The organism is Microbacterium sp. zg.Y909 (assembly GCF_024626565.1).
In genome coordinates, this window is sequence record NZ_JANJFJ010000031.1 from 1 (window position 1) to 25,311 (window position 25,311).

Annotated in this window: 19 protein-coding genes and 1 pseudogene; 16 read left to right on the forward strand and 4 right to left on the reverse strand. The window is 70.8% G+C overall.

Features of this window, described 5'->3' with window-relative positions; translation table 11 throughout:
* Positions 1–1,475, forward strand: a 1,475-nt coding sequence (locus NQ160_RS04375) for a (Fe-S)-binding protein (RefSeq protein WP_257514026.1), incomplete at its 5' end; no start/stop codon positions are given.
* 270 nt (positions 1,476–1,745) lie between these two features.
* On the forward strand, positions 1,746–2,879 hold the full coding sequence (solA, locus tag NQ160_RS04380) for an N-methyl-L-tryptophan oxidase (protein WP_257514027.1): 1,134 nt from the start codon (positions 1,746–1,748) through the stop codon (positions 2,877–2,879).
* Positions 2,880–2,894: 15 nt separating this feature from the next.
* Here the strand turns inward: solA and NQ160_RS04385 are convergent, their stop codons facing one another.
* Together NQ160_RS04385 and NQ160_RS04390 are read right to left on the reverse strand one after the other, a co-directional pair.
* A complete protein-coding gene (locus tag NQ160_RS04385; protein ID WP_257514028.1) occupies positions 2,895–4,796 on the reverse strand; it encodes a GAF domain-containing protein in 1,902 nt (633 codons plus the stop codon).
* A 28-nt stretch (positions 4,797–4,824) separates the two neighbouring features.
* Complete coding sequence (locus NQ160_RS04390) at positions 4,825–5,673, reverse strand: alpha/beta fold hydrolase (RefSeq protein ID WP_257514029.1); 849 nt, start codon at positions 5,671–5,673, stop codon at positions 4,825–4,827.
* Positions 5,674–5,856: 183 nt separating this feature from the next.
* Here NQ160_RS04390 and NQ160_RS04395 point away from each other — a divergent pair, with 183 nt between their 5' ends.
* The 7 genes from NQ160_RS04395 to NQ160_RS04425 all read left to right on the forward strand — a co-directional run bounded on the left by NQ160_RS04395 (position 5,857) and on the right by NQ160_RS04425 (position 14,044).
* The gene (locus NQ160_RS04395; protein WP_257514030.1) at positions 5,857–7,137 is read left to right on the forward strand and encodes a hydroxymethylglutaryl-CoA reductase, degradative; all 1,281 of its coding nucleotides are present in this window, start codon (positions 5,857–5,859) and stop codon (positions 7,135–7,137) included.
* A complete protein-coding gene (locus NQ160_RS04400) occupies positions 7,134–8,117 on the forward strand; it encodes a hydroxymethylglutaryl-CoA lyase (protein WP_257514031.1) in 984 nt (327 codons plus the stop codon). The genes NQ160_RS04395 and NQ160_RS04400 overlap by 4 nt, the downstream gene beginning before the upstream one ends.
* Positions 8,114–9,343: a CaiB/BaiF CoA transferase family protein gene (locus NQ160_RS04405; RefSeq protein WP_257514032.1), complete on the forward strand. Its 1,230-nt coding sequence runs from the start codon at positions 8,114–8,116 to the stop codon at positions 9,341–9,343. Before NQ160_RS04400 ends, NQ160_RS04405 begins: the two co-directional genes overlap by 4 nt.
* Complete coding sequence (locus NQ160_RS04410) at positions 9,340–10,179, forward strand: FAS1-like dehydratase domain-containing protein (protein ID WP_257514033.1); 840 nt, start codon at positions 9,340–9,342, stop codon at positions 10,177–10,179. Before NQ160_RS04405 ends, NQ160_RS04410 begins: the two co-directional genes overlap by 4 nt.
* Positions 10,176–11,204, forward strand: a complete 1,029-nt coding sequence (locus NQ160_RS04415) for an ornithine cyclodeaminase (protein WP_257514034.1) — start codon at positions 10,176–10,178, stop codon at positions 11,202–11,204. Before NQ160_RS04410 ends, NQ160_RS04415 begins: the two co-directional genes overlap by 4 nt.
* A gap of 10 nt (positions 11,205–11,214) precedes the next feature.
* Positions 11,215–12,792 carry an amidohydrolase gene (locus tag NQ160_RS04420; protein WP_257514035.1) on the forward strand — a complete coding sequence of 526 codons (1,578 nt, stop codon included), beginning with the start codon at positions 11,215–11,217 and terminating at the stop codon, positions 12,790–12,792.
* Between the two features lie 94 nt (positions 12,793–12,886).
* Positions 12,887–14,044, forward strand: a complete 1,158-nt coding sequence (locus NQ160_RS04425) for a CaiB/BaiF CoA transferase family protein (protein WP_257514036.1) — start codon at positions 12,887–12,889, stop codon at positions 14,042–14,044.
* On the opposite strand, the gene NQ160_RS04430 is transcribed toward NQ160_RS04425, so the two are convergent.
* Positions 14,037–15,515 (reverse strand): PucR family transcriptional regulator, encoded by a 1,479-nt coding sequence (locus NQ160_RS04430; protein ID WP_257514037.1) that lies wholly within the window; start codon positions 15,513–15,515, stop codon positions 14,037–14,039. The genes NQ160_RS04425 and NQ160_RS04430 overlap by 8 nt on opposite strands.
* 73 nt (positions 15,516–15,588) lie before the next feature.
* On the opposite strand from NQ160_RS04430, the gene NQ160_RS04435 reads away from it, so the two are divergent.
* The 7 genes from NQ160_RS04435 to NQ160_RS04465 are packed head-to-tail and all read left to right on the forward strand — an operon-like array spanning position 15,589 to position 24,783.
* A complete protein-coding gene (locus tag NQ160_RS04435; protein WP_257514038.1) occupies positions 15,589–16,695 on the forward strand; it encodes a DUF917 domain-containing protein in 1,107 nt (368 codons plus the stop codon).
* The gene (locus NQ160_RS04440; protein ID WP_257514039.1) at positions 16,692–18,266 is read left to right on the forward strand and encodes a hydantoinase/oxoprolinase family protein; all 1,575 of its coding nucleotides are present in this window, start codon (positions 16,692–16,694) and stop codon (positions 18,264–18,266) included. Before NQ160_RS04435 ends, NQ160_RS04440 begins: the two co-directional genes overlap by 4 nt.
* A gap of 47 nt (positions 18,267–18,313) precedes the next feature.
* Positions 18,314–19,900: an ABC transporter substrate-binding protein gene (locus NQ160_RS04445; protein ID WP_257514040.1), complete on the forward strand. Its 1,587-nt coding sequence runs from the start codon at positions 18,314–18,316 to the stop codon at positions 19,898–19,900.
* Positions 19,901–19,910: 10 nt separating this feature from the next.
* Entirely contained in the window at positions 19,911–20,927 is a 1,017-nt protein-coding gene (locus tag NQ160_RS04450) for an ABC transporter permease (RefSeq protein WP_257514041.1), read from the forward strand.
* A gap of 10 nt (positions 20,928–20,937) precedes the next feature.
* Complete coding sequence (locus tag NQ160_RS04455; protein WP_257514042.1) at positions 20,938–22,818, forward strand: dipeptide/oligopeptide/nickel ABC transporter permease/ATP-binding protein; 1,881 nt, start codon at positions 20,938–20,940, stop codon at positions 22,816–22,818.
* Positions 22,815–23,594, forward strand: coding sequence for an ABC transporter ATP-binding protein (locus NQ160_RS04460; protein WP_257514043.1), 780 nt, complete (start codon positions 22,815–22,817; stop codon positions 23,592–23,594). The genes NQ160_RS04455 and NQ160_RS04460 overlap by 4 nt, the downstream gene beginning before the upstream one ends.
* The gene (locus NQ160_RS04465) at positions 23,587–24,783 is read left to right on the forward strand and encodes a M20 metallopeptidase family protein (RefSeq protein WP_257514044.1); all 1,197 of its coding nucleotides are present in this window, start codon (positions 23,587–23,589) and stop codon (positions 24,781–24,783) included. The genes NQ160_RS04460 and NQ160_RS04465 overlap by 8 nt, the downstream gene beginning before the upstream one ends.
* Before the next feature lie 151 nt (positions 24,784–24,934).
* On the opposite strand, the pseudogene NQ160_RS04470 reads toward NQ160_RS04465, so the two are convergent.
* A pseudogene (locus NQ160_RS04470) lies at positions 24,935–25,311 on the reverse strand (MalY/PatB family protein); the annotation flags it as partial.

Below are 25,311 nucleotides of genomic sequence, written 5' to 3' on the forward strand. Positions count from 1 at the left end.
CGCGGTTCGCGGAGTTCACCGACGAGATGGTCGACCTCGTGCTGGGCGCCGGCGGCAACCTCAAGGCCGAGCACGGCACCGGGCGGGTCATGGCGCCCTACGTGCGGCGGCAGTACGGCGACGAACTGTACGAGGTGATGCGCGAGCTCAAGCGGCTGTGCGATCCCGCCGGCATCCTGAACCCCGGCGTCATCATCGACGACGATCCCACGGCGCACCTTCGCGACTTCAAGCTGCCCGAACCCGTCGAGGTCGAGGTCGACCGGTGCGTGGAGTGCGGGTACTGCGAGCCGGTGTGCCCGTCGAAGGACCTCACCCTCACCCCGCGCCAGCGCATCGTGGTGCGGCGGGGCATGGCGCGGGCCGAGGCCGCCGGGGACCATGCACTCGCCGCGAGCCTCGAGCGCGACTACGACTACGAAGGCGTGCAGACGTGCGCCGTCGACGGCATGTGCGTGACCGCCTGCCCGGTGCTGATCAACACCGGCTCCCTGGTCAAGCGGCTGCGGCGCGAGGGGCAGAACCCGGTGCTCGCGGCGGGCTGGAAGGCCGCGGCGAAGGCGTGGGGGCCGGTGACCCGGGTCGGCTCCGTCGCGCTGACGGCAGCCGACGCCGTGCCCGCCGGTCTGGTCGGCGCGGTGACCACCGTCGGGCGGGCGGTGCTCGGCGCCGACACCATGCCGAAGTACACCGCCGACCTGCCGCCGGGCGGGGCCCAGCGTCGGTCGAAGACGGGGTCCCTCGGCGCGGGGGAGGGGTCGCCGGTCGCGGTCTATCTGCCGGCCTGCGTCAACAGCATGTTCGGACCCGCCGGCGACGGCATCGGGGTCACCGAGGCGTTCACCCGGCTCGTTGAGCGCGCCGGCGTGCGCGTGATCGTCCCCGAGGGGATCGAGTCGCTCTGCTGCTCGACGCCCTGGACATCCAAGGGCTACACCGGCGGCCGTGACGTCATGGCGAAGCGGGTCGTCGAGGCGGTGCGCAAGGCCTCCGGCGACGGGGAGCTCGTCATCGTGAGCGACGGCGCCAGCTGCACCGAGGGCTTCGCGCACATCCTCTCCGACGCCGGTCTCGCCTATCGCACCGAGGATGCCGTCGACTTCGTCGCGCGACTGGTGCTGCCGGTGCTGGGCGAGGTGTCGCCGGTCGTGGATTCGCTCGTGCTGCATCCGACCTGCTCGTCGACGCAGATGGGGCTCAACCCCGCGCTGCAGGCGGTCGGCGCGGCCGTCGCGGCGAGCGTGACGGTGCCCGACGCCTGGGGATGCTGCGGGTTCGCGGGCGACCGCGGGATGCTGCACCCCGAGCTCGCCGCCTCGGCCACCGCCGCCGAGGCGGCCGAGGTGCAGGCGCTGGATGCCGACGCGCACGCGTCATGCAACCGCACCTGCGAGATCGGCATGACCCGGGCGACCGGCCGGGAGTACCGCCACGTGCTGGAGCTGCTCGAGGAGGCGACGCGCCCGTCGGCGTGAGGGGCCTGGCGGGGCACAGCAGAAGTCGACCACGGTCCGGCGTCGTGCACCACGATCGCCGGCGTGGTTGGTGAGTGCCCGGCCGAGGCGATTTTCATTCTGTCCAGCCGGCCGTCCGCTTCGGCTGGCGCCATTTCATCGCCACCCGGAGGGGCGGTGGGGTGTGTGGGCCGCACATCCGCCCCCGCGCCCTGTGGGCGATGTCCCCATGGCGGGCATGAGGCGCAGCCGCGCACACTGGCGGGACTGTCCCGACCGGAGCGGAGAGCCATGGAGTCGTTCGACGTTGCAGTGGTCGGCATGGGTGCCCTCGGGAGCGCTGCTGCGTACCACCTCACGCGCCGCGGCGCGCGCACCGTCGCGTTCGAGCAGTACGAACTCGGTCACGTCCGCGGCGCCTCGCACGACACCTCCCGCATCGTGCGCACGTCCTACGGCGCCGCGGAGTATGTGCGGTTCGCGCAGGCGGCGATGCGGGACTGGGACGATCTGGAGGCCGAGTCGGGCGAGCGCTTGCGCACGACGACCGGCGGTGTCGTCTTCTTCCCGAAGGGCAGCCCGTATGCCGCCGCGGACTTCACCACAGCCCTCACCGAGTGCGGTGTGCCCCACGAGCTGCTCGCGTCGAGCGAGGTGCGGCGACGGTGGCCCGCGTTCCGCCTCCCTGACGACGTGCTGACCGTCTATACCCCGGATTCCGGCATCGTGCATGCGGCACGGACCGTCGCGACGCTCCAGTTGCGAGCCCGCGCCCTCGGTGCGGACATCCGTGATCGCACCGAGGTGCGCTCGCTCCTCCCCGACGGCGACGGCGTGATCGTCCGCAGCTCGCGCGGCGACGTGCGGGCACGGCGGGTCATCGTCGCTGCGGATGCCTGGACCAACGCGCTGCTCGAGCCCATCGGCCGCACGATCCCGCTCGAAATCATGCAGGAGCAGGTGACCTACTTCCTCCCCGCCGAACCCGCGCGATACGATCCCGAACGCTTCCCGGTGTGGATCTGGGAGGACGAGGAGTGCTACTACGGATTCCCGACCTATGGCGAGCCCACGATCAAGGCCGCTCGCGATGTCTCGGCCAACCTGATGACCCCGCAGACGCGGACTTTTGCGCCGTCACCGGAGCTGACGGCCCAGCTGAGCAGGTTCGTGGCGGGGCTGATCCCGGGCGCGAACAAGGGCCTGCGCACCGTGACCTGCCAGTACGCGCTGACGCCGGACCGGCGGTTCGTGTTGGCGCCGCTGCCCGAGCATCCGCAGATCATCGTCGCGCTCACCGCCGGTCACGGCTTCAAGTTCACGCCCGTGATCGGGCGCGTGCTCGCCGAGCTCGCGCTGGACGGACAGTCGCAGGAGGACCTCTCCGCGTTCGGCATGCCGCACCCGGTGTCCGACCGGGCGTAGGGGTGGCGCACCGGCTCAGCGCGGGGTGAGCAGCCGCTCGCGCAACTCGTCCAGGCGCACGGCGATGCCGAGCCGGAACAGCCGTTCGTCCTCACGCCACGAGGCGCCCAGGACGTGGTCGAGGCGGTCCAGTCGCTGCAGGATCGTATTGGTGTGGAAGTTCAACGCCCGTGCGGTCCTGGTGGGGCTGGCCCCGTTGCGCACGAACGCGCGCAGCGTGCCCAGCAAGTCGGCGTTGCGGTCGGCATCGTATCGCCGCACGGCGCCGATGGTGTCGTTCAGGAATGAACCGAGCGCGCGGGTGTCGGTGTCCAGAATCGCCGAGTAGGGCAGGAAGTCGTCCGCGAGGGTGGTGACATCACTGATCTCGAGCGCAGCCAGCAGGCGCGCCGTGCGCATGGCCGAAAGGAACGCCTCGGGGAGGCCACGTGACGTCGAGCTCGGCAGAACGGCGGTGGTCGGTTGACGGATCGCGGCCGACACGTGCGCACGCAGCTGCTGCGGCTCGGGGACGCCGTCGGCGCTCATTGCCGCCACGACATAGCCGCGGTACTCCGCGACCAGCACGCGTTCGTCGAGTTGGCGGCTCATCGCCCGTGCGGCCGCCGTCTGCTGGTCGCCCGGCACCGACAGCAGCACGAGCGTGGTCAGCGCCGCGAGGTCGACGCCCAATCGGCGCGCGCGTCGCTTCACATCGGCGCGCCGTTCGGGCACGTCGTCGAGCAGGTCGGCGAGCAGTTCGCTGCGCACACGGTGGTCGGCACCGGATGCCGCCTCCTGCTGCAGTTCCAGCAGCGCGCACACCTGCGCGGCACGCTCGATAGTGCGCATGTCCACCGCGCCGAGCTCGAAGTCGCCGTCGCCGAGCAGCAGCGCCCCGAAGTTGCGGCTTCCTGCGGTCATCGAGGCCGCGGCGCGCACGCCGGGGCCGGGGAGGGCGACGCACAGGCCCGAGCGCCGGCTGTCGGCGATGGCGGCGCGCACCGCGTCGTCGGGCGCCAGCATCACGGGCCGCAGCGGCAGGCCGGCCGCGGCGATGATCTGGTCCCGCGCGTCGAGGATGGCGACGGATCGGCCCAGTCCGTGCGCCAGGGTCTCGGCCACGCGGGCGAAGCCGCCGCCCTCGAGCACCGCCTGCACCAGCTCCTGGTGCACCGCGTTGGCCCGGTCACGCTCGGCAAGGTGCGTGGTGAGGCTGGCCAGGGTGCGCCGGCTCTCCTCTTCGGACTCCTGCAGGTCTCGCAGGGTCCGGGTCGTCTGCAGGATCACCGAGGCGTGGTCGGCGACGGCGGACAGCAGCGCTACCTCGTCGGGCGTGAAACTCTTCTCCTCGCGTCCGCCCACGAACAGCACGCCCAGCACATCGTCGTGGGTGACCATGGGCACGCCCAGCAGCGAGACTAGGCCCTCGGCAGAGACCGCGTCGTCGATCCCGGAGTCATGGGTTCCGGCATACTCCGCGTAGTCGGCCACCCACTGCGGGCTGCGCGTCTCGACGACGACGCTCGCCAGGCCTCGTCCCGGCGGCACGCGGAGCGTCTGGAAGCGGGCACTGACCGCTCCGCTGGTCTCGCGCACCCGCAGTTCGTGCGTGTCGGGGTCGAACTCGGAGAGGTAGGCGAGGTCGGCGCCCATCATCTCGTGTGCGCGCTGCACGAGGCGGGCGAGCACGGCATCGCTGTCGCGCAGTTCCGCGAGCTCGCGCGCGCTGGAGAACAGCGCCGACAGTTCGTGCTCACGTCGACGCAGACGGGACAGTTCGCGCTGCGAGCGGTGCACCCGGCCGGCGATGTGCGCCGCGTCGCCACCGGACAGGCCCATCTGCTGCAGCGCAAGACTCACTGCCGTCGGGCCGATCCGGCTGTCCGCGAAGGCGGCGTCGAGGAGATCGGCGACCGACTGGGCCTCGGGCGTCATGTGTGCTCCCGCAGGAAGGGCTTCGTGGTCAGGCGGTCTGGTCGGCGCGGCGGGCGGTGCGCAATAGCGCGGCCGCCAGCTCGGGCCACAGCTCGTGTGGAATCAGGTGCCCCATCTCGGGGTGCACCTGCAGCTCTGCACCGGCGATGGCCGCGGCGATGTCGACGGCGGCGTTCCAATGCAGGGCCGGGTCCTCGCGGCCGTGGAACACCAGTGTCGGCACGGTCACCTCGCGCAGCGCCTCACCGCGCTCGGGCGCGCGCAGCAACGCCGCCCACTGCCGGGCGAAGCCCTCGGGGGCGTAGCCACGGTCGTAGGCTAGGCCGGCCATCTCACGGTGCCAAGCGACCTGTGGGTCGTAGGCGCCCAGCGGAGAGACGCTTGCCGCCGCCTCTGCATAGGCGACGGCTTGCTCCCGGCTCACCCGTACCGGCGTCTGCTGCAGGTCGACACGCTCCGGATGCAGGACATAACGGCTGTCGCGTCCCGGGATTGTCGACAGCAGCCCGAGGCTGCGCACCCGCGCCGGGTACTCGATGGCGACCATCTGCGCCATCATTCCGCCCATCGAGTGCCCGACGATGTGGGCCGACTCGACACCGAGTTCATCGAGGATGCGGATGATGTCGGCGGCCATGTCGGAGAGCCCGTAGCCGCCATCGAGGTCATCCTCGCCGCCGAAGCGCTGCGAATAGCCGGTGTCGCGGTTGTCGAATCGCACGACCCGCAGCCCGCCGTCGATGAGCAGCGAGATGAACGCCTCGTCCCAGCTGATCAGCTGCGCCCCGCCGCCGGAGACCAGCACGAGCACGGGAGCATCGGGAGCGCCGAACGTCTCGAAGTACAGCCTGACGTCAGCGGACTCGGTGTAAGGCATGGGCAGATCCTCCTCGGCCGGTCCTGCGAGTCTAGGGGCGCATGTGGTGCGGCCGGATGGGCTCAACGCACATGTGGACCGCCGTTTGATGGAGTCTCTCTCCATCGCCGGTCGCGGATCGCCTTCGTAGGGTCGTCGACACGGGCCCGAACGATCGGGCCTGCACACGACGGAAGGCGACCGATGGCGACGAACAGCCGGATCCCGGGGCTGCGCAACCACACGCCGAGCGAACGCCTCGCACGCGTCGCCGCCGGCGCCGGGATCGACCGCTCCGCGCTCGATGCGCTCCAGCCGGCCGACGGGCTCTCGCTCGCGCAGGCCGACCACATGGTCGAGAACGTCGTGGGGATGATCGGCATCCCGGTCGGCGTCGCCACCAACTTTCGCGTGGACGGCATCGATCGGCTGATCCCGATGGCCACCGAGGAGCCCAGCGTGGTCGCCGCGGCCTCCAACGCGGCACGCATGGCGCGCGGCCACGGCGGCTTCACGACCTCGTACACCGGCGATGTCATGGTCGCTCAGATTCAGATGCTGGATGCCGTCGACCCGCACGCCGCCCGATTCGCCCTGTTCGAGGCGCGTGACGAGTTGCTCGCCCTGGCCAACGCGCAGGATCCCGTGCTGGTCTCGCTCGGCGGGGGTGCCTTCGACATCTCCGCGCGAGTGCTGCCGACGGGCGCCGGCACTCAGGTGATCCTGCACCTGCACGTCGACGTCCGCGACGCGATGGGCGCGAACGCGGTGAACACCATGGCTGAGGCGATCGCACCGCGCGTGGCGGAGCTCACCGGTGCGCGCACCCTGCTGCGCATCCTCACGAACAAGGCGGATCTGCGGGTCACCCGCGCCCGGGCCGTGTTCGATCCCGAGATGCTCGGCGGCGCGCAGGTCGTGGACGACATCATCGCCGCCAGTGCGTTCGCCGAAGCCGACCCGTACCGCGCCGCGACCCACAACAAGGGCATCATGAACGGCATCACCGCCGTCGTGCTTGCCACCGGCAACGACACCCGGGCCGTCGAGTCGGGCTGCCACTCGCACGCCGCCCGGAGCGGCAGCTACACGGCGCTCTCGCACTTCGAGAAGGATGCCGAGGGCAACCTGGTCGGAACGCTGGAGGTCCCCCTCGCGGTCGGACTGGTCGGCGGCGCAACGCGCGCGCATCCGACTGCCCAGGCATCGGTCACGCTGCTGGGTGTGCAGACCGCTCGGGAGCTGGCGAGCGTCATCGCCGCGGTGGGCCTGGCGCAGAACCTCGCCGCGTGCCGCGCCCTCGCCGCCGAGGGCATCCAGCGCGGGCACATGTCGCTGCACGCGCGCACGATCGCCGCGAGCGCCGGGGCCACCGTCGACGAGGTCGGGGCCGTCGCGGCGCGGATCATCGCGGAGCGCCGCATCCGCGTCGAGGACGCCCGTGAAGTGCTCGCCGAGCTGCGCGCCGAATCATCCCCCGCATGACCACGATCAGCCCGTCGCCGCGCGTGCAGCCCGAGCCGGGGCTGCCCTCACGGGTCACGGTGTACGAGGTCGGCCCCCGCGATGGCCTGCAAGCCGAGGCCGACATCATCCCCAGCCCGATCAAAGCCGAGCTCTGCGCGCGCCTCTACGCCGCCGGCAGCCGCCACCTTGAGCTCACCAGCTTCGTGCCGCCGAGCTGGATCCCCCAGCTCGCCGACGCGGCGGACGTCGTTGCCGCCGTCGAGGTCCCGCAGGGGGCGCGGGCGGTCGCGCTGGTGCCGAATCTGCGCGGGCTGCGGCGCGCGATCGACGCGGGTGTGCGCGAGGTGGCCGTGGTCGTCAGCGCCACCGAGTCCTTTGCGCAGGCCAACCTGAACACCACGATGGCCGGCGCCCTGGATCGCGCCGTCGAGGTGATCGCCGCGGCGGGGGCCGAGGGCCTGCCGGTGCGAGGCTACGTGTCGATGGCGTTCGGCGACCCGTGGGAGGGGGAGGTCGACACCGCCGCGGTGACCACCGCCGCCGCGGCGCTGCACGCCGCCGGCGCCGGCACGATCGCCCTCGGCGACACCATCGGCGTCGCAACGCCCGGACTGACCACCCGGCTGATCTCCGAGACGCTCGCCACCGGCATCCCCGTGCAGCGCCTCGCGCTGCACCTGCACGACACCTATGCACTCGCGCTGGCCAACGTGCACACCGCCCTGCGGCTGGGGGTCGCCGAGTTCGACTCCGCGATCGGCGGCCTCGGCCGGTGCCCGTACGCCAAGGGGGCGACCGGTAATCTCGCGACCGAGGACCTGGTGTGGATGCTGCACGGTCTCGGCATCGAGACCGGGCTCGATCTCGCGGCCCTCGTGACCACCACGCGCTGGCTCTCCCGGGCCCGAGGCGTGCCCGCTCCATCGAGGGTGGCGCGCGCGCTCGCCGCGGCCGCAGCAGACACGTCCCGCATCACACAGGAGGCAGAACCCGCATGATCGACACCCCTCTCCCCGCCCCCGGGGCGCTACGCGGAGTGACCGTGCTGGATCTGTCGCGGGTGCTCGCCGGCCCGTATGCCGCCCAGATGCTCGCCGACCTCGGCGCGACCGTCATCAAGATCGAGAACCCGCGCGACCCCGACGTCTCGCGGGGGTTCCCGCCGTATCTGTCCGACGGTGACGAGGAATTCAGCGCCTACTACGCCCAGTACAACCGCGGCAAGCTGGGCCTGGGTTTGAACCTCGGGACCGCAGAAGGCACGCAGGTGCTGAAGGACCTCGTGCGCTCCGCGGACGTGCTCGTGGAGAACTTCAGACCGGGGACGATGAACAAGCTCGGAGTGGGCTACGACGTGCTGCGCGAGATCAACCCCCGCCTTGTCTACACCGCCATCTCGGGCTACGGCCAGACCGGATCGCGTTCGCGGCGACCGGCCTTCGACAACACCGCGCAGGCGGCCGGGGGCATGTGGTCGATGAACGGCTATGCCGACCAGGCGCCGGTGCGCGTGGGCGTCACGATCGGCGACCTCTCCGCGACGCTGTTCGCCGTCGTGGGGACCCTCGCCGCGCTCCGGCACGCCGAGGCGACCGGTGAGGGGCAGCTGGTGGACGTCGCCCAGGTGGACAGCATCCTGGCGCTGACCGAGACCGCGGTGGTCGATTACACCGTCACCGGATCGGTGGCCACACCCGCGGGCAACGCGCACGCATGGGTGCGCCCCTATGAGCTGTTCGACTGTGCAGACGGCCAGGTGTTCTTCGGCGCCTACACCGACAAGCTGTGGAACGCCAGCTGCGACCTGTTCGGCACCCCCGAGCACAAGACCGACGTCGAGATCGACACGATGCGCAAACGGTTCGACGAGGAGGTCTACCAGCGTCGCGTCAAGCCGATCGTTGCAGGCTGGCTGGCCGGGCGTACTAAGGCGGAGCTGGAGGAGCTCGCCGGAGACGTCGTGCCGCTGACGGCGGTGAAGACGATAGGCGAGGTGGTCGATGACCCCGGCACCGCCGAGCGCGAGATGGTCGTCTCGGCCGACTACGGCAACCTGGGCGTGCTTCGCATGTTCGGGCAACCGATCAAACTCTCCGCGACGCCTGCTCAGCCCGCCCGCACCGCGAACCGCTTCGCCGAGCACGCCGATCAGGTGCTCGCGGACTTCGCAGGCTATGACGCAGCCCGCATCGCGGAACTGCGCGCGGCGGGGGTGCTGCCGTGAGCGTCGCGCGCGTCGAGCCGATCACCGCGACCGTCGTCGAGGCCTATCGGCGCACGTTCGCCACGACCGAGCCGCAGCGGGAAGCCGGAGCGGAATTGCCCCCGGCCTGGGAGGGCGTGTTCTTTCCGTTCGATGCCGCCTTGGCCGACCTCCGACCCGACGGCACCCCCGCCCGGGATGGCGTGATCCCCGAGATCGATCTGCCCCGCCGGATGTATGCGGGGGAGACGACCGAGTTCCTGCATCCGCTGCACCTGGGTGACGAGGTCGTCCAGACCACCTCACTGGGCGAGATCGTGGAGAAAAAGGGCGCGCGCGGTCGGCTGATGTTCGTCGACGTCGTGCGCGAATACGCGGTCGGCGGTGAGCCGGCGATCCGCAGCGTATGGCACGACGTGTTCCTCGAGGCCACCGATCCGGATGCCCCGGCGCATCCTGCGCGCCGCGACCCGGAGGCTGCGGTCGGAGCGGACTGGAGCGAAGAGCTCGTGCTCGACGCGCGCCAGCTGTTCCGCTTCTCGGCGCTGACCTTCAACACGCACCTCGTCCACTACGACCGGCAGTGGGCCCGGGAGGAGGAGGGGCTGTCCGACCTGCTGGTGCACGGCCCGCTCACTCGGATCCTGCTGGTGGATGCCGCACGCCGACACGCCGGCGAGCGGCGGATCGCGCGCCTCGAAATGCGCGCGATCGCCCCGGTGCTCGTCGATTGCACGGTGCACCTGGTCGGGCGCACATCGGACGGCATCACGCACGTGACGGCCCTCGATGACGATGACGTCGTGCTGGCGACGGCGCAGATCACGTGGCGAGCAGACACCGAGGTGAGCGCATGACCGCCTACGTCGGCGTCGCCGACATGGTCCGCTGGGTCGCCAGCCGCGGGGCGGATACGATCATGGCCGAAATGGCCGACACGATCGAGGCGGACTTCCGCCGCTGGAAGTCGTTCGACAAGACCGAGCGGATCGCCAACCACACTCCGTTCGGCGTGATCGAGCTGATGCCGATCAGCGACCCCGAACTGTACGCCTTCAAGTACGTCAACGGCCACCCGTTCAACCCGGCGCGCGGCTTCCAGACCGTCACGGCGTTTGGGGTCCTCGCCGACGTGCACAACGGCTACCCGGTGTTCCTGGCCGAGATGACCCTGCTGACGGCCCTGCGCACGGCGGCCACCTCGGCGATGGTCGCGCGCCGGCTTGCCCGACGGGACTCTCGCGTGATGGCGATGGTCGGCGCCGGCAGCCAGGCCGAGTTCCAGGCGCTCGCTTTCCGCGCAGTGCTCGGGGTCGACCGCTTGCGCGTGTTCGATGTCGATCCCGCCGCAACGGCGAAATTCGTGCGCAACCTGGCCTCGCGCGGTTTCGACATCACCGTGTGCGGCTCCGCGTCGGAGGCGGCGACGGGCGCCGACATCGTCACGACATGCACGGCGGACAAAGCCGCCGCCCAGGTGCTGACCGATGCCGACATCGCGCCGGGCATGCACATCAACACGATCGGCGGCGACTGCCCGGGCAAAACGGAACTCGATCCGGCGATCCTGAGCCGCGGCCCGGTGTTCGTCGAATACGCGCCGCAGACCCGCATCGAGGGCGAGATCCAGAATGTCCCCGCGGACTTCCCGGTGACGGAGTTCTGGGAGGTGCTGGCGGGTACCGCCGCCGGGCGCACCTCGGCGCAACAGGTCACCGTGTTCGACTCGGTCGGCTTCGCCATCGAGGATTTCTCGGCGCTTCGTCACCTGCGCGACGACGTGTCGGGCACCGACTTCGCGCGGGAGATCGACCTCGTGGCCGCCCCGGAGGACCCCAAGGACCTGTTCGGCTTCGCCACATCGCCCGTCCCCGTCGGCTGATCGGAGCATCGTGACGCTGTTCACCAACGCGAGGGTGTTCACCGGCGAGTCGGAGACCGCCTTCGCCTCGGCCTTCCGGGTCGTCGACGGGGTGATCGACTGGGTGGGCGATGCGACCGAGGTCGCCGAGCAGCCCGCCGTCGACCTCGGCGGTCGCACCGTTGTGCCCGGGCTCATCGACAGCCACACGCATCCTGCCCTGATCGCCGGCACGGTCGCCGCCGCGGAGTGCTTCCCGCCGGCTGTCACATCACCGGACGAGCTGGTGGCCGTGCTGCTCGCCCACGCCGACACCGTGACCGACCCCGGGGCATGGATCCTGGGGCGCGGCTTCGATGACACCAAGTTCCCGGGGCGGGCGATGCCGACGGCCGCGGACCTGGACCGGGTGAGCACGCAGCGGCCCGTGCTGGTGTGGCGCTGCGACGCGCACTCCGCCGTGTGCAACACCCGGGCGCTGCAGGTGGCCGGCATCACCGCCGACACCCCGGACCCCACCGGTGCGCGCTTCGAACGGGACGACGACGGCCGGCCTAACGGGGTGCTCACCGAGATCGCGGCGGTCGCCGCCGTCACCGCGTTCATCCCCGCGCCCACCCGCCAGGAGCAGGTCGCCTCACTCGTGGCCCTCGGCGACGAGCTCGCCTCGCGCGGCATCGTCGCGGTGTGCGATCTGCTCTCGACGCGCATCGATCAGCCGCTCGCGACCTTCCGCGAGGCAGCCCGGCAAGGCCTGCGCACGCGGGTGGCGCTGTACCCGGGCTGGGACGCGCGGCATCCGCTGGCCGACCTGACGACGGAAGATCGCGAGGGCCCGATCGCGGTCGCCGGCGTCAAAGTCGTGCTCGACGGGGCGTACTCGAACCGCACCGCCTGGGTCCACGCACCCTATCCGGACTCCTGCGACCACGGACTGCGGCTCGTCGACGACGCCGAGGTCGTGGCTGCGGGCGAGTGGGCGCGCCGCAACGGAGTGCAGCTGGCCGTGCACGCGATGGGTGACCGGGCACTGGACCGGGTCGCTGATCTCTTCGCCGATGCCGAGCCCTGGTTGGAGGGGATCCCCTCGGTGCGCATCGAGCATGCGACCATCGTGGGCGAGGACTACCTGACCAGGCTGCGCGGGGCGCGCATGTCTTTCGGCATCGCCACGCACACGGTCTTCTTCTTCGCCGAATACGACGGCTACGAGAAGGCGTTGCGCGCCGAGCAGGTACCCGATGCCTACCCGATCGCGCGGCTTTACGACGGCATCGCGCCGCTCGCCCTCTCGTCGGACCGGCCGGCGACGGCGTGGAGCGGCGCCGACGACGTGATGCTCTCGGTCGAGGCGGCCGTGCGTCGGCGCACCTACGACGGCATCGACTTCGGGCCGGAGGCGGCGATCGACGTTGCGCAGGCCCTGCTGCTGTACACCGGACGCGCCCGTCTGCTGTCCCCCCTGCAGGGCGTGGGGATGATCGCGCCCGGCTTCGACGGATCCTTCGCCGTGCTGGAGCGGGATGTCTTCACCGTGCCCGCGGACGAGATCGCCCAGGTCCGCGTCGCGGAGACCTGGGTGCGCGGCGAGCGGGTGTTCACGCGCTGATCGCGGCGGCACGTGTCGTGATCGCCCACCGCAGCGGGCAGGCCATGGGGGATCGACCGTCCGTGTCGGTCGCGGCGGCCGGTAGCGTCGCGTCATGCCCTTCCAGCCGCTGCTCGGCATCCGCGTCGTCGACTTCACGCGATTGCTCGCCGGTCCCTATGCCACGATGACCCTGGCGGAGCTCGGCGCGGACGTGATCAAGGTGGAGCAGCCACAGATCGGCGATGAGACGCGACACTGGGGGCCGCCGTTCGTGCACGGCGCCAGCGCGTACTTCCACGCGGTCAACCGGGGCAAACGCTCCGTCACGCTCGATCTGACCGAGCCGGCCGACCGGGGCGTTGCCGATAGCCTCATCGAGTCGGCCGACGTCGTGGTCGAGAGCTTCCGCCCCGGCGTCGCCGAGCGCCTCGGCATCGGCGCCGCTCGCCTGTGTGCGCGCCACCCACGGCTGGTGTACGCCTCCATCAGCGGTTTCGGTCAGGCAGGTCCGCTGGCGGCCGAGCCGGGAACCGCGGTGACGGTCGAGGCGGAGTCCGGGCTCATGCACGTCACCGGCTACGAGGGCGCTGATCCGGTGCGCTCCGGGGTCGCGATGGTCGACATCGCCACCGGCATGTCGATGGTCAACGGGGTGCTCGCCGCGCTCTTCGAACGCGAGCGCACCGGCCGAGGGCGTCGCCTGGAGTTCTCGCTTTTCGCGACGGCGCTCAGCTCATTGGGGACGGTGATCGCGGCCACCTCCGCAGGTGGTCCGCCGTCGCGACCCTGGGGCAGCGCGCATCCCTCGATCGTGCCGTACCGGGCGTTCGTCGCCGTCGACGGGCATGTCGTGCTGGGGGCGACGAACGATGCGATGTTCGTGCGGCTCGTCGCTGCGCTGGAGCTGGAGCAGAGCCTCGGCGATGAACGGTGGCGGACCAACGACGCACGGGTGGTGGGGCGTGAGGCCGTCGAGAGGATCCTGGGCGAGCGGACGGCGCAGCTCACGGTCGACGAGATCGTGACGCGCCTTCGTGCCGGGCGGGTGCTCGTCGCGCGGGTGCGCACACCGGAGCAGGCGGCAGACGGCGCGCACGCGGCCGACCTGGGGCTGGTCTTCGATGACGACGGGGTGACGATCGCGCGCTCGGCGCTCGGCACGAACGGCACGTCGATGCTGCCGCGCGCGCCGGCGCTCGGGGCGCACGACGCGCAGCTGCGCGCCGAGCCCTCGGACCGGCGTCCCGGGCCGGGCAGCACGCTCAGCTAGAGCCGAGGAGGCGCACGCGACACGCGAGCTCCACGGCGAACCGCACCTCGGGGTCGTCGAGGTCGATGTCGAGGAGCTCCCGGATGCGGCGCAGACGGTACCCGACCCCGTTCGGATGCAGCATCAGCTCGCGTCCCGCCTGTGCGAGGGAGCCGTTGTGGGCGAGGTAGGACAGCAGCGTCCGGACGGCGGTGAGTTTGCGCTCCGCGCCGAGCGTGTCCAGCGGACGCAGGATGTCATCGAGCAGGTTGCGGCTGAGGGGCGAGGCGTACAGCGCCAGCAGCACCCGCCGCAGCCCCGTGACATCGGTCAGCTCCACTCCGCCGAGCCGGCCGGCGGCGATCGCCGACTCTGCGGCCAACCGCGCCTCCGCCGCCGACTGCCGCAACCCGGCAGCACCGAGCTGAGGCGTGCCCAGTCCGAGTGTGTAGGTCCACCCGTGCCCGGCCAGGCTCTGTGCGTGCGCCTGTATCTGCGCGGCGACCTCGCGCACCCGGCGCTGGTGATCGCCGGCGCCGTTCTCCTCGGTGCTGGCGATCATCATGTCGTCCTGCACGAAGGCGACGTGCCACATCTCCTCGCGCGCGTCCACCAGGTTCAGTGCGAACAACTCCAGAGGCGGCTGCACGCTGCGCGGCGCGCGGGCGGCGGGATCGGCGGGGTGTGCCGGCGACAGCCAGGCCACGACGTGCGACAGCTGCAGGGGGAGACCGAGGCGCGCCGCCTGCCCGGCCAGCCCCTCCACCCGGGGTGATTCGGCGAGCACCAGCTCCACGAGCAGGTCTGCGCGGGACTGCGTGGAGGCATACCGATCACGACTCTGCCGTTGCGCCACGCGGGAGAGCAGTGAGGCGATGACGGGGAGGGCGACGGCGGTCGCGGCATCCGGTGCGCGTGCGACGAGACGGCCGATGGGGACCTCGCCGATGCAGACGGCATCCGCCGCAGACCAGGCCACCGTCGGATCGTCGATCAGTTCCAGCTCGGTGCCCAGCGCCGTGCCGCCCACGGCGAGGATCTGCCCGAGTGTGCTGTCCGGCCCGGCCGCGGCCGCGCTGGCCTGACCGATCGCATGAGCACCGCGCATCATCGCTTCGGAGGCACCGCCGGACAGGACGCGGTCGATCGACTTCGCGAGATCGGCGGGCTTGACCCCCGGGGCGGCGAAGACCGGCACCCCCGCGCGCTCCGCGAGCGCTGTCGCGGTCTCGGGCAGGGTCAACTCGACCATGAAGACGAGGCCGGCCAGACCGCGGGCAGCCGCCTGCCGCAGCGCGACGTCGATGCGGTACGGGGCGGGTTGCACCTCATCGGTGAGGATGACCAGGGTGCCGGATGCGGCAGCATCCAGTCGCCCTATCGCAACGAGGTCCACCCGATCGACCGGCCGCGCGTCGAGCGGGCCCGCTGCCCGGCGCACCCCCAGGCGCTGTGCCTCTGCATGAACGTCCGTGATCGTCACCCGTGCCACGAGCACAGTATTGCTTGAAACACTGGATTACGGGAACATTGTCCCTGAATCGCCATGTCCGTACCTTGGCCATATGGCACAGAACCACCCCGTCCCTCCTGCAACGGAGCGGCTGACCCACATCACCGCGGATGACATTGCGGCGCTCGGTGTCGGCACGGCGATCTTCGGCACCGGCGGTGGCGGCGCGGTGTACACCGCCCAGATCATGGTCGAGAACGCGCTGCGCACGCACGGCCCCGTCCCGCTGGTCACAGTCGACGAGTTCGGGCCCGATGACGTCGTGATCCTGATGTCCGGCATCGGTGCCCCCACCGTCGGCATCGAGATGCTGTCGGCCACGGGGCAGATCCACGCCCTGCTGGCCGAGGCCGAGCTCCTGCTCGGCCGGCCTGTCACCACGTTGATGGCGGCGGAGATCGGCGGAAGCAACGGCGTGCAGCCGATCGGCTGGGCGGCGCGACTGGGCCTGAAGGTCCTCGACGCCGACGGCATGGGACGCGCGTTCCCGGACGCCGCGATGGTGGCGATGAACGTGGCCGGCCTGCCCTGCGAGTGGGCCGTGCAGAGCGACGTGGTCGGCAACATCTCGGTCATGAAGACGGTGGACCTGCACTGGCTGGAGCGCCACGCCCGTGCGCTGACCGTCGCGAGCGGTTCGATCTGCATCGGCGCGCACTACCCGATGACGGCCGAGACGGTGAAGGGCGCGGTCATCGAGGGCACCGTCAGCGCGGCGATCCGTGTCGGCCACGCCCTGATGTCCTCCGCCGACCCGGTCACAGCCGTCGCCGCCGAGCTGGATGCCCGCGTGCTGTTCACCGGCAAGATCACCGACCTCGACCGTCGAACCGTCGGCGGCTTCGTTCGCGGATCGGTGACGATCACGGGCACGGGCGCGGACCGCGGGCGCCTGCAGCGGCTCGAGCTGCAGAACGAGAACCTCATGGTGCTCGAGGACGGCGAGGTGCTCGTGAGCGTCCCTGACCTCATCACCATCATCGACGCCGAAACCGGCCACGCGATCACCACCGAGATGCTCCGCTTCGGCCAGCGTGTCTCGGTGCTCGCCTGGGCCTGCGATCCGATCTGGCGCACCGCCCGTGGGCTCGAGCTCGCCGGTCCCGCGGCCTTCGGCTACGACTTGCCGTACGTCCCGTTCGAAGGAGCCCGTCGATGACCGCCCGCGACCTCTCGATCGGCGTCGACGTCGGTGGAACCAACACCGACGCGGTCGTCCTGGACGGCGCCGGCGCCGTGCTCGCGCACACCAAGCGGGCGACCACCGACGATATCTCCAGCGGCATCCGCGCCGGCATCGCCGATGTGCTTGCGGCGCTCGGTGACGACCGCGACCGGGTGTCGCGCGTGATGCTCGGCACCACGCACGCGACCAACGCGATCGTGCAGCGCCGCGGGCTGGATCGCGTCGCGATGATCCGCCTGGGCGCCCCCGCGGCCACGGAGTACCCCCCGCTGACCGGCTGGCCGCGTGACCTCGTCGACATGGTGCTCGCGGGCTCGGCGATGCTCGGTGGCGGCCACATGGTCGACGGCACGCCGATCGCGCCGCTGGAGCGCGACGGCATCCTGCGCTTCGTCGACGGGCTGGAGAGCTTCGACGCGATCGCCGTCGCCGGGATCTTCAGCCCGTCCTCGCCCGATCAGGAGCTCGAGGTCGCCGACCTGCTGCGCCGGCACCTGGGCCCCGACGCGCGCGTGTTCCTCAGCCAGGACATCGGCCCGACCGGGCTGCTGGAACGGGAGAACGCAACGCTGCTGAACGCGGCCCTGTACAGCGTGGCCCGCTCCGTCACCGACGGCCTTGCCGAGGTGGTGGCCGCGGAAGGGCTGGATGCCGCCACGTTCTTCGCGCAGAACGACGGCACGCTGATGTCGCTGGACCACGCGGCGCAGTACCCCGTGCTCACGATCGGCTCGGGGCCGGCCAACTCCATCCGCGGCGCGGCGTACCTGTCCGGACACGACGACGCGATCGTCATCGACGTCGGCGGCACGACCAGCGACCTCGGCGTCGTCGTGGGCGGCTTCCCCCGGGAATCGACCCTGCCGCGCGAAATCGGCGGTGTGCGCACCAACTTCCGCATGCCCGACATCCTCTCCATCGCGATCGGTGGTGGCACGATCGTCGATGTCGCCACCGGCCGGGTCGGACCGGAATCGGTCGGCTACCGCATCAACGAGGAGGCGTTGCTCTTCGGCGGTTCCACCCCGACGCTCACCGACGCAGCGGCGCTGCGGGGCAACCCGATCGGCGGTCGCCGTCTGCCGGCGCTGTCCAGCGCCACCTCCGCCGCGCTCGAGGCCGCGATGGCGCACATCGCGGCCCGTCTGGAGGATGCCGTCGAGCAGCTCGCGCTCGGACGGATGGACCTCCCACTGGTCGTGGTCGGCGGCGGGGGCTTCCTCGTCCCCGACAGCCTCGCCAGCGCCGGCGAGATCCTGCGCCCGCACCACGGCGGCGTCGCGAACGCGGTCGGCGCGGCGATCTCGCTCGCCGGCGGCCGGGCAGACCAGATGGCGCCGATGGGCGAGCGCGAGACGGCCATCGAGCAGGCATCCGAAGCGGCGATCGCCAAGGCGATCCAGGCCGGCGCGGACCCCCTCCAGGTCTCCGTCGTCGAAGTGCACGAGACCCACGTTCCCTACACGGCCCAGCCGACGGTGAACGTCACGGTGAAGGCGGCGGGGCCTCTGGCCCGCCTGACCGCCGGAGCCCCCGTCCGCTGACCCGAGAAGCAGGACATGCATCACCCGAACCCGAAAGAGGAACCGAAATGAAACGCAGCACCGCAATACCTGTTGGCGCCGGAATCGTCGCCCTCGCCCTGACGCTGGCCGCTTGCAGCGGGACGTCGGAAGCCGGAGGCGGCGACGATGCCGTCTCCGGGGGCGTCTTCACGCAGGCTATCTTCCCGGAGGTCGGCAGCATCATCCCGATGACGGCCACCCAGCCGCAGGAGATCCAGGTCATCACCTACGCCTACGAGTCGCTGATCTACATCGGCCCGGACGGCGAGGAGATCCCGTGGCTCGCGGAGTCGTGGGAACTCAGCGAGGACGGCACCTCGGTGACCTTCCAGCTCAAGGACGACGTCACCTTCCACGACGGCAGCGTGTTGGACGCCGCTGCCGCGGCGGCCAACATCAACTACCACGCCGACCCCGCCAACGCGACGGTCCTCGGCGACGTGCTCCCCGCCGGCCTCTCCGCCAGCGGCGAAGGGCTGACCCTCACGGTGACGGCTGACGTTTCGGACCCGTTCTTCGCCACCATCATCGGCACGATCGACATGGTCGCCCCTGCGGGGCTCGAAGACCCGAAGAGCCTCGAGGCAGCGTCCAACGGCACGGGGCTGTACGCACTCACCGACGTGAGCGCGGACCTCTACACCTACGAGACCCGCGACGACTACACCTGGGGACCCGACGGCCTGACCTCCGAGACGGCGGGGCTGCCCGAGGGCTTGGAGATCCGCGTGGTCACCGATACCTCGACGCGCGCGAACCTCCTTCTTTCCGGGGAGCTGAACGCCGCTGCCGTCGAAGGCCCCGACCAGGACCGCATCGAAAGCGCCGGTTTCGAGTTCAAGGGCACGATCAACCCGATCGGCCAGATGCTCTTCAACGAGCGAGCAGATCGTCCCACGAGTGACCCCCTTGTGCGAGAGGCGCTCATTCTCGGCTTCGCCCACGAGGACGCGCGCGAGGTGGTCTCGGGTGGACGCCCCTACGAACTGACCTCCTGGATCACCGACGCGCCCTTCACCTGCTTCAACGAGCAACCGGTCTGGGAACGCCCGGAAGCCGACGCGGCGCGTGCCGCGGAGCTGCTGGACGAGGCGGGCTGGGTCGCGGGCGCCGACGGGACGCGCTCGAAGGGCGGACAGCCGCTGGAGATCGACTTCATCTACGACGCCACATCGGCGGCGCACGCCTCCGGCGCAGAACTGCTCGCTGAGGATTGGGCGGAGCTGGGCGTCGCGACCGTGCTGACGGCGATGGACGGTGCCGCATGGTCGGAGTACCTGTACGAGACGTTCGACTACGACACCGGCTGGATCCAGATCGGTGTGGGCAGCCCCGTCGTGCAGAACCTCTTCTACGGCGGTGCGTCGCCTGAGGAAGGCGGTCTGAACTTCATGGGCGTCGTCGACGAGGAGTACCTGTCGTACGCCGAGCAGGCGGGATCCGCGGCCGACGCCGACGAGGCCTGCGGCTACTGGGAGCAGGCCGAGAAGCTCGTAGTGGAGAATTTCCACACCTTCCTGCTGACCGGGACGATTCGCCCGACCTACATGTCGGGTGCGACCTTCGAGATCACCGACTACATCCAGCCCACCACCATCCGGATGACGGAGTGAGCGACCGGCGATGACCACGACGGCAGACGTACAACGGGGCGCACCCACCCCGAGCTGGCCGGGCCAGTTGCGTGCGCGGATCTCACCGCGCGCTGACTTCGCCATGCGCCGGATCGGACGGCTCGTCGTCAGTCTGCTCGTCGTGGTCCTCGCCGCGTTCTTCCTCGTGCACCTGGTGCCCGGGGACCCGGTGCGAGCGGCGCTCGGGCCGACCGCGCCCGCCTCGCTGGTCGAGGCGACCCGGATCGAGCTGGGGCTCAATCAGCCCGTCCCGCAGCAGCTCGTGAACTACCTCGCAGGCCTGCTGCGGGGGGACCTCGGGACCTCTATCCAGTCAGGGCTCTCGGTCGGGGACACCATCGCGTCCCGCTTCCCGACCACGCTGACGCTGGCCGCGCTCGGGTTCGTCGTGGCGATGCTCGGTGCGCTGCCGATCGGCATGGGCGCCGCTCTCATCGCCCGCAGCGGCCGAGGCGGCACTGCCAACAGCGCCGTCTCCGGAGCCCTCGGTGTGATCATCGCGATCCCGGAGTTCGTGCTGGCCGTCGGGCTGATCTCGGTGTTCAGCATGTGGCTCACGATTCTGCCGCCGGCCGGGTGGGGTGAACCGCGCAATGTCGTGCTCCCGGTCCTCGCGCTCGCGCTGGGCGCCATGGCCTACTTGGCGCGGATCGTGCAAGTGGAGATGATCAAGGTGCTGGATTCCACCTACATCGCCACGGCGAAGGCCAAGCGGCTCCCGCATCGTGTGATTCTGATGCGCCACGCGCTGCCGAACATCATCACCGCAACGCTCACGGTGGGGGGGCTCATCCTCTCCGGACTGGTCGCCGGCACTGTCATCATCGAGACGATCTTCGCGATCCCGGGCGCCGGCAGCTCGCTGATCTCCGCGATCGGCAGCAAGGACTATCCGATGATCCAGGGCATGGTCCTGGTCTACGCCTTCAGCGTGCTCGCCGTGAACCTCGTCGTCGATCTGATCCTGCTCACGGTCGACCCCCGCACGACGATCGCAGAAGGTTGATGGTGCGACGATGACCTCCTCGGTACTCCCCAAGCTCAGCCCGCCCCGCACCGCGACGGTGCCCACGCGACGGCGACGGCGGTCCCGCTGGATCAGCGTCCCCGGCATAGCGGCCCAGGTCGGCATCGCCGTACTGGTGCTGATCGCCGTCATGGGTCCCACTCTCTGGATGGAAGCCGCCACCGCCCGCGACATCGCGTCGCGGTGGGCGCCCGCGAGCGCCGCGCACCTCTTCGGCACGGACGACATCGGACGCGACATTTTCGCCCGCGTCATGGTTGCCACCCGCACCTCGCTTCTGCTGGCGGCCGGCGCGACAGCGATGCTGATGGTCGGTGGCCTCGTCATCGGTCTGAGCGCCGTCATGCTTCCGCGGCGCGCACGCCGGGCCGTCATCTGGGTGATGGATATCCTCCTCGCCTTCCCGTGGCTGCTGCTGGTGCTCTTCTTCACGGTGATCTGGAACGCCTCTGCGATCGGGGCGATGCTGGCCATCGGTCTGGCCGGCATCCCGAGCGTGACCCGGCTGGTCTACAACATGGCCTCGTCGGTGAGCGATCAGGACTACGTCCGCGCCGCGCGCGTGGTGGGCGTCGGCAGACTGGTGATCATGTTCCGGCACATCCTGCCGAACATCGCCAACCCGCTGCTGGTGCAGTCCGCTGCGGCGGCCAGCACGACGCTTCTATCCTTCGCGGGCTTGTCTTTTCTCGGTCTCGGCGTGCAGGCTCCGGACTACGACTGGGGCCGGCTGCTCAACGAGGGTCTGGGTCACCTTTATACGAACCCGATGGCCGCAGTCGGACCCGGCGTCGCGGTGGTCTTCGCGGGCGTGGTTTTCACGATGATCGCCGAGACGCTCGGTGAGCAGCCCGGCCAAGGGCTGCGTGCCACGGCGGATGCCAGTCGAGCCGCGGTGGCGGTGCGACGGCGTGCCCGTGTGCCCGCGGCCGCCGCACGCCCGGAGCGCCCACGCGGCACCGCGCTGGCAGAGGTTCGGGGCCTGCGGGTCGCCTTCCCCGACGGCGAGGGTGGTGTGGTCGAGCGAGTGCACGGGGTGGATCTGAGGGTCGAGCCCGGTGAGGTGGTCGGCATCGTCGGCGAGTCTGGATCGGGCAAGTCGCTGACCGCGATGGCGCTCGCCGGGCTGCTGGACGCGCCGGCGATCGTGGCCGCCGAGGTGCGCCGGTTCGACGACATCGACCTGGGCGGCGCGCTCTCCCTCGCCGCGCGCAAGCGGCTGGGCGTGGAACTCGGCGTGATCTTCCAGGACCCACTCACCTCGCTCAACCCGGCCCTGACGATCGGCCGACAGCTCACGGAGGTCTCGCGTGAGCACCTGGGAATGCGCCGCGCCGAGGCGCGCGCTCGTGCGGTCGAGGGCCTGCGTGCCGTGGGCATCGCCGAGCCGGATTCGCGGCTGGGTGACTATCCCCATCAATTCTCCGGGGGCATGCGTCAGCGGGCGATGATAGGCATGGCGCTGACCGGCCGGCCGCGCCTGATCATCGCCGACGAGCCCACGACGGCACTGGATGTCACCGTGCAGCGCCAGGTCCTGAGCGTGCTGCGGCACGCCCAGGAGGCCACCAGCGCGGGCATCGTCTTCATCTCGCACGACATCGCCCTGGTGTCGGGCTTCTGTGACCGCGTCGTCGTGATGAAGGATGGCGCGATCGTCGAGGAGCTGGACGCGCGACGGATCAAGCAGGACGCGTCACACCCGTACACGCGCGGGCTGATCGCCTGCCTGCCCGACATGAACTCGGATCGCACTCGGCCGCTGCCCGTGATCAGTGACAGCCTGCGCCCCCGTGACCTCGCGGAGCGCATCGACACCGCCGGCGCCGGCGCGACGCCCCCGGCCGACCGTGAGGAGGTTGCGCTGTGAGCACGGCGTTGGAGATCGAAGACCTGCGGGTCCGCTACGGACGGCGAGAGGTCGTCTCGGGTGTGTCGCTCGAGGTCGGCACCGGCCGCACCCTGGGGCTCGTCGGGGAGTCCGGCTCGGGCAAGTCCACGATCGCACAGGCTGCTGTGGGGCTTGCCGCAGTGTACAGCGGTGACGTGCGCGTTCACGGCGTCAGTGCAGTCGGGCGCTCCCACCAGGCCACGGCAGCCCGGCGCCGGATCCAGATGGTTTTCCAGGATCCCTTCTCATCGCTGGACCCGCGGATGTCCATCGGTGACTCCATCGCCGAAGGGCTGCGTGCCACGGGACGCACGCTGTCAGCGGGGACACGACGCCAGCGCGTCGCCGAACTGCTGCGCCAGGTGGATCTCGACCCGGCGCGCGCCGGCGAACGGCCGCGCTCGTTCTCTGGTGGCCAGCGCCAGCGCATCACGATCGCTCGCGCACTCGCGGGTGAACCCGACATCCTCATCGCCGACGAGGTCACCAGCGCACTGGATGTCTCGGTGCAGTCGACCGTGCTGAACCTCCTGCGCAGGCTCCAGAGCGAACTGGGTCTGACCATGCTGTTCATCTCCCATAACCTGGCGGTGGTCCGATACATCAGCGACGACATCGCGGTCATGCGCGGCGGAGTGATCATCGAGCGCGGTGGGACCGAGGCGCTGCTGGGCGCGCCCGCCGAGGCGTATACGCGGGATCTGCTCGCCGCGGTCCCGGTGCTCGGGCGTGAACTGGAGCTGGACCGTGCTTGATGCGCTTGTCGACGGACTGCGTGAGCAGGCGGAGGCGCTGCGTCACCGGCTGGTCGCGGTGCGTCGCGAACTCCATGCCGCGGCTGAGGTCGGGCTCGACCTTCCCGCCACCCAGGCCATAATCCTGCGTGAGCTCGAGGGTCTGGGGCTGGCGATATCGACGGGTCGTTCGCTCAGCTCTGTGACGGCCGTGCTGCGCGGTGGCGCTCCCGGGCCGGTCGTGCTGCTGCGCGCGGACATGGACGCCTTGCCGATCACCGAGACGACCGGGCTGGATTTCGCCGCGGCCTCCGGGGCGATGCATGCCTGCGGTCATGACCTGCACATGGCGGGGCTGCTCGGCGCCGTGCGGCTGCTCGTCGCACTGCGGGAAGAACTGCCGGGGACGGTGGTCTTCATGTTCCAGCCCGGCGAGGAGGGGCAGGGCGGCGGCCGCATCATGGTCGAAGAGGGTGTCTTGGATGCGGCAGGGGAGCGGGCGATCGCGGCGTACGCGCTGCACGTGGACAGCGCGACTCCGCACGGCCGGGTGGTCACCCGCGAGGGCGCGATGATGGCCAGCGCCAGTGCGCTGCGACTGGTCGTGCGCGGCACCGGCGGCCACGCGGCTTTCCCCCAGCTCGCCGCGGACCCCGTGCCGGTGGCGGCGCAGCTCATCATGGCCGTGCAGTCCTTCGCGGCCCGGCGCCTGCCGGCCACCGATCAGGCGGTCATCTCCATCACCCGGCTGTGGAGCGACTCCGAAGCCAGCAACGTGCTGGCTTCGGCCGTGCACCTGGAGGCGAACATCCGCACGTTGTCCGCTGCCACGCTGGAGACGGTGCGCACCGTACTGCCGCGGGTGCTGGCGGGGATCGCGGAGGCAAACGGCTGCACGCTGGAGAGCGAGTTCATCGCCTCTTATCCGGTGACGTACAACGACCCGGGCGAGACACGGGCGGCGCTGGCGCTGCTCGATGACGTGGTCGGCGCCGACCGGGTCACCCGCATGTCTGCGCCATCGATGGCGTCGGAGGACTTCGCGTACGTACTTGAGCAGGTGCCGGGTGCCCTGGTGTTCGTCGGTGCGGCGCCGCCCAGCGGCGCCAACCCGCTGCACGCCGAGGGGACCAGCTTCGACGACAGCGTGCTGTCGTTGCAGGCGGAGTTGCTCGCCGCGCTCGCCTGGAATCGGCTGAGCCGCGCGTGACGCCGCACTGCCCGGTGTGATCTCGGCTTCGCCCAAGGGCGGGGGGTCCTTGAGGATGTCGTAGCCCACAGCCAATTGCGGATCCGGCGCGCCTTACTAGTGTTCGGTCAGCCGGTGACGCGCCGGCACCCGACGGGCGGGCCGCGCCGTACTACGCGGCGTCGGACGCGCTGGCGCGCTCGTCCAGCGCACGCCCGATGCGCAGCACCGCCTCGCGCAGAAGCGGTCGCGGCAGCGCGAACACGAATCGTGCGTGGCCGACAGCTGCCTGCCCGCATGCCGCGCCGTCGGTCATCGCGACCCGGGCGTGCTGGCGGAACCACTCCCCGAGGTCGCCCTCGAGTCCATAGGCGCGGAAGTCGATGAGCGCGATGTAGGTCCCCTCGGGCAGGATCATCCGCGCGAGCGGCACGTGCTCCGCCAGCAGCGCGGCCAGCAGGCGGCGGTTGCCGTCGAGGTAGTCGCGCACGTCTTCCAGCCAGCCGGCGCCGGCGCTGTACGCCGCGGTGTTCGCGAGCGCTCCGAGCG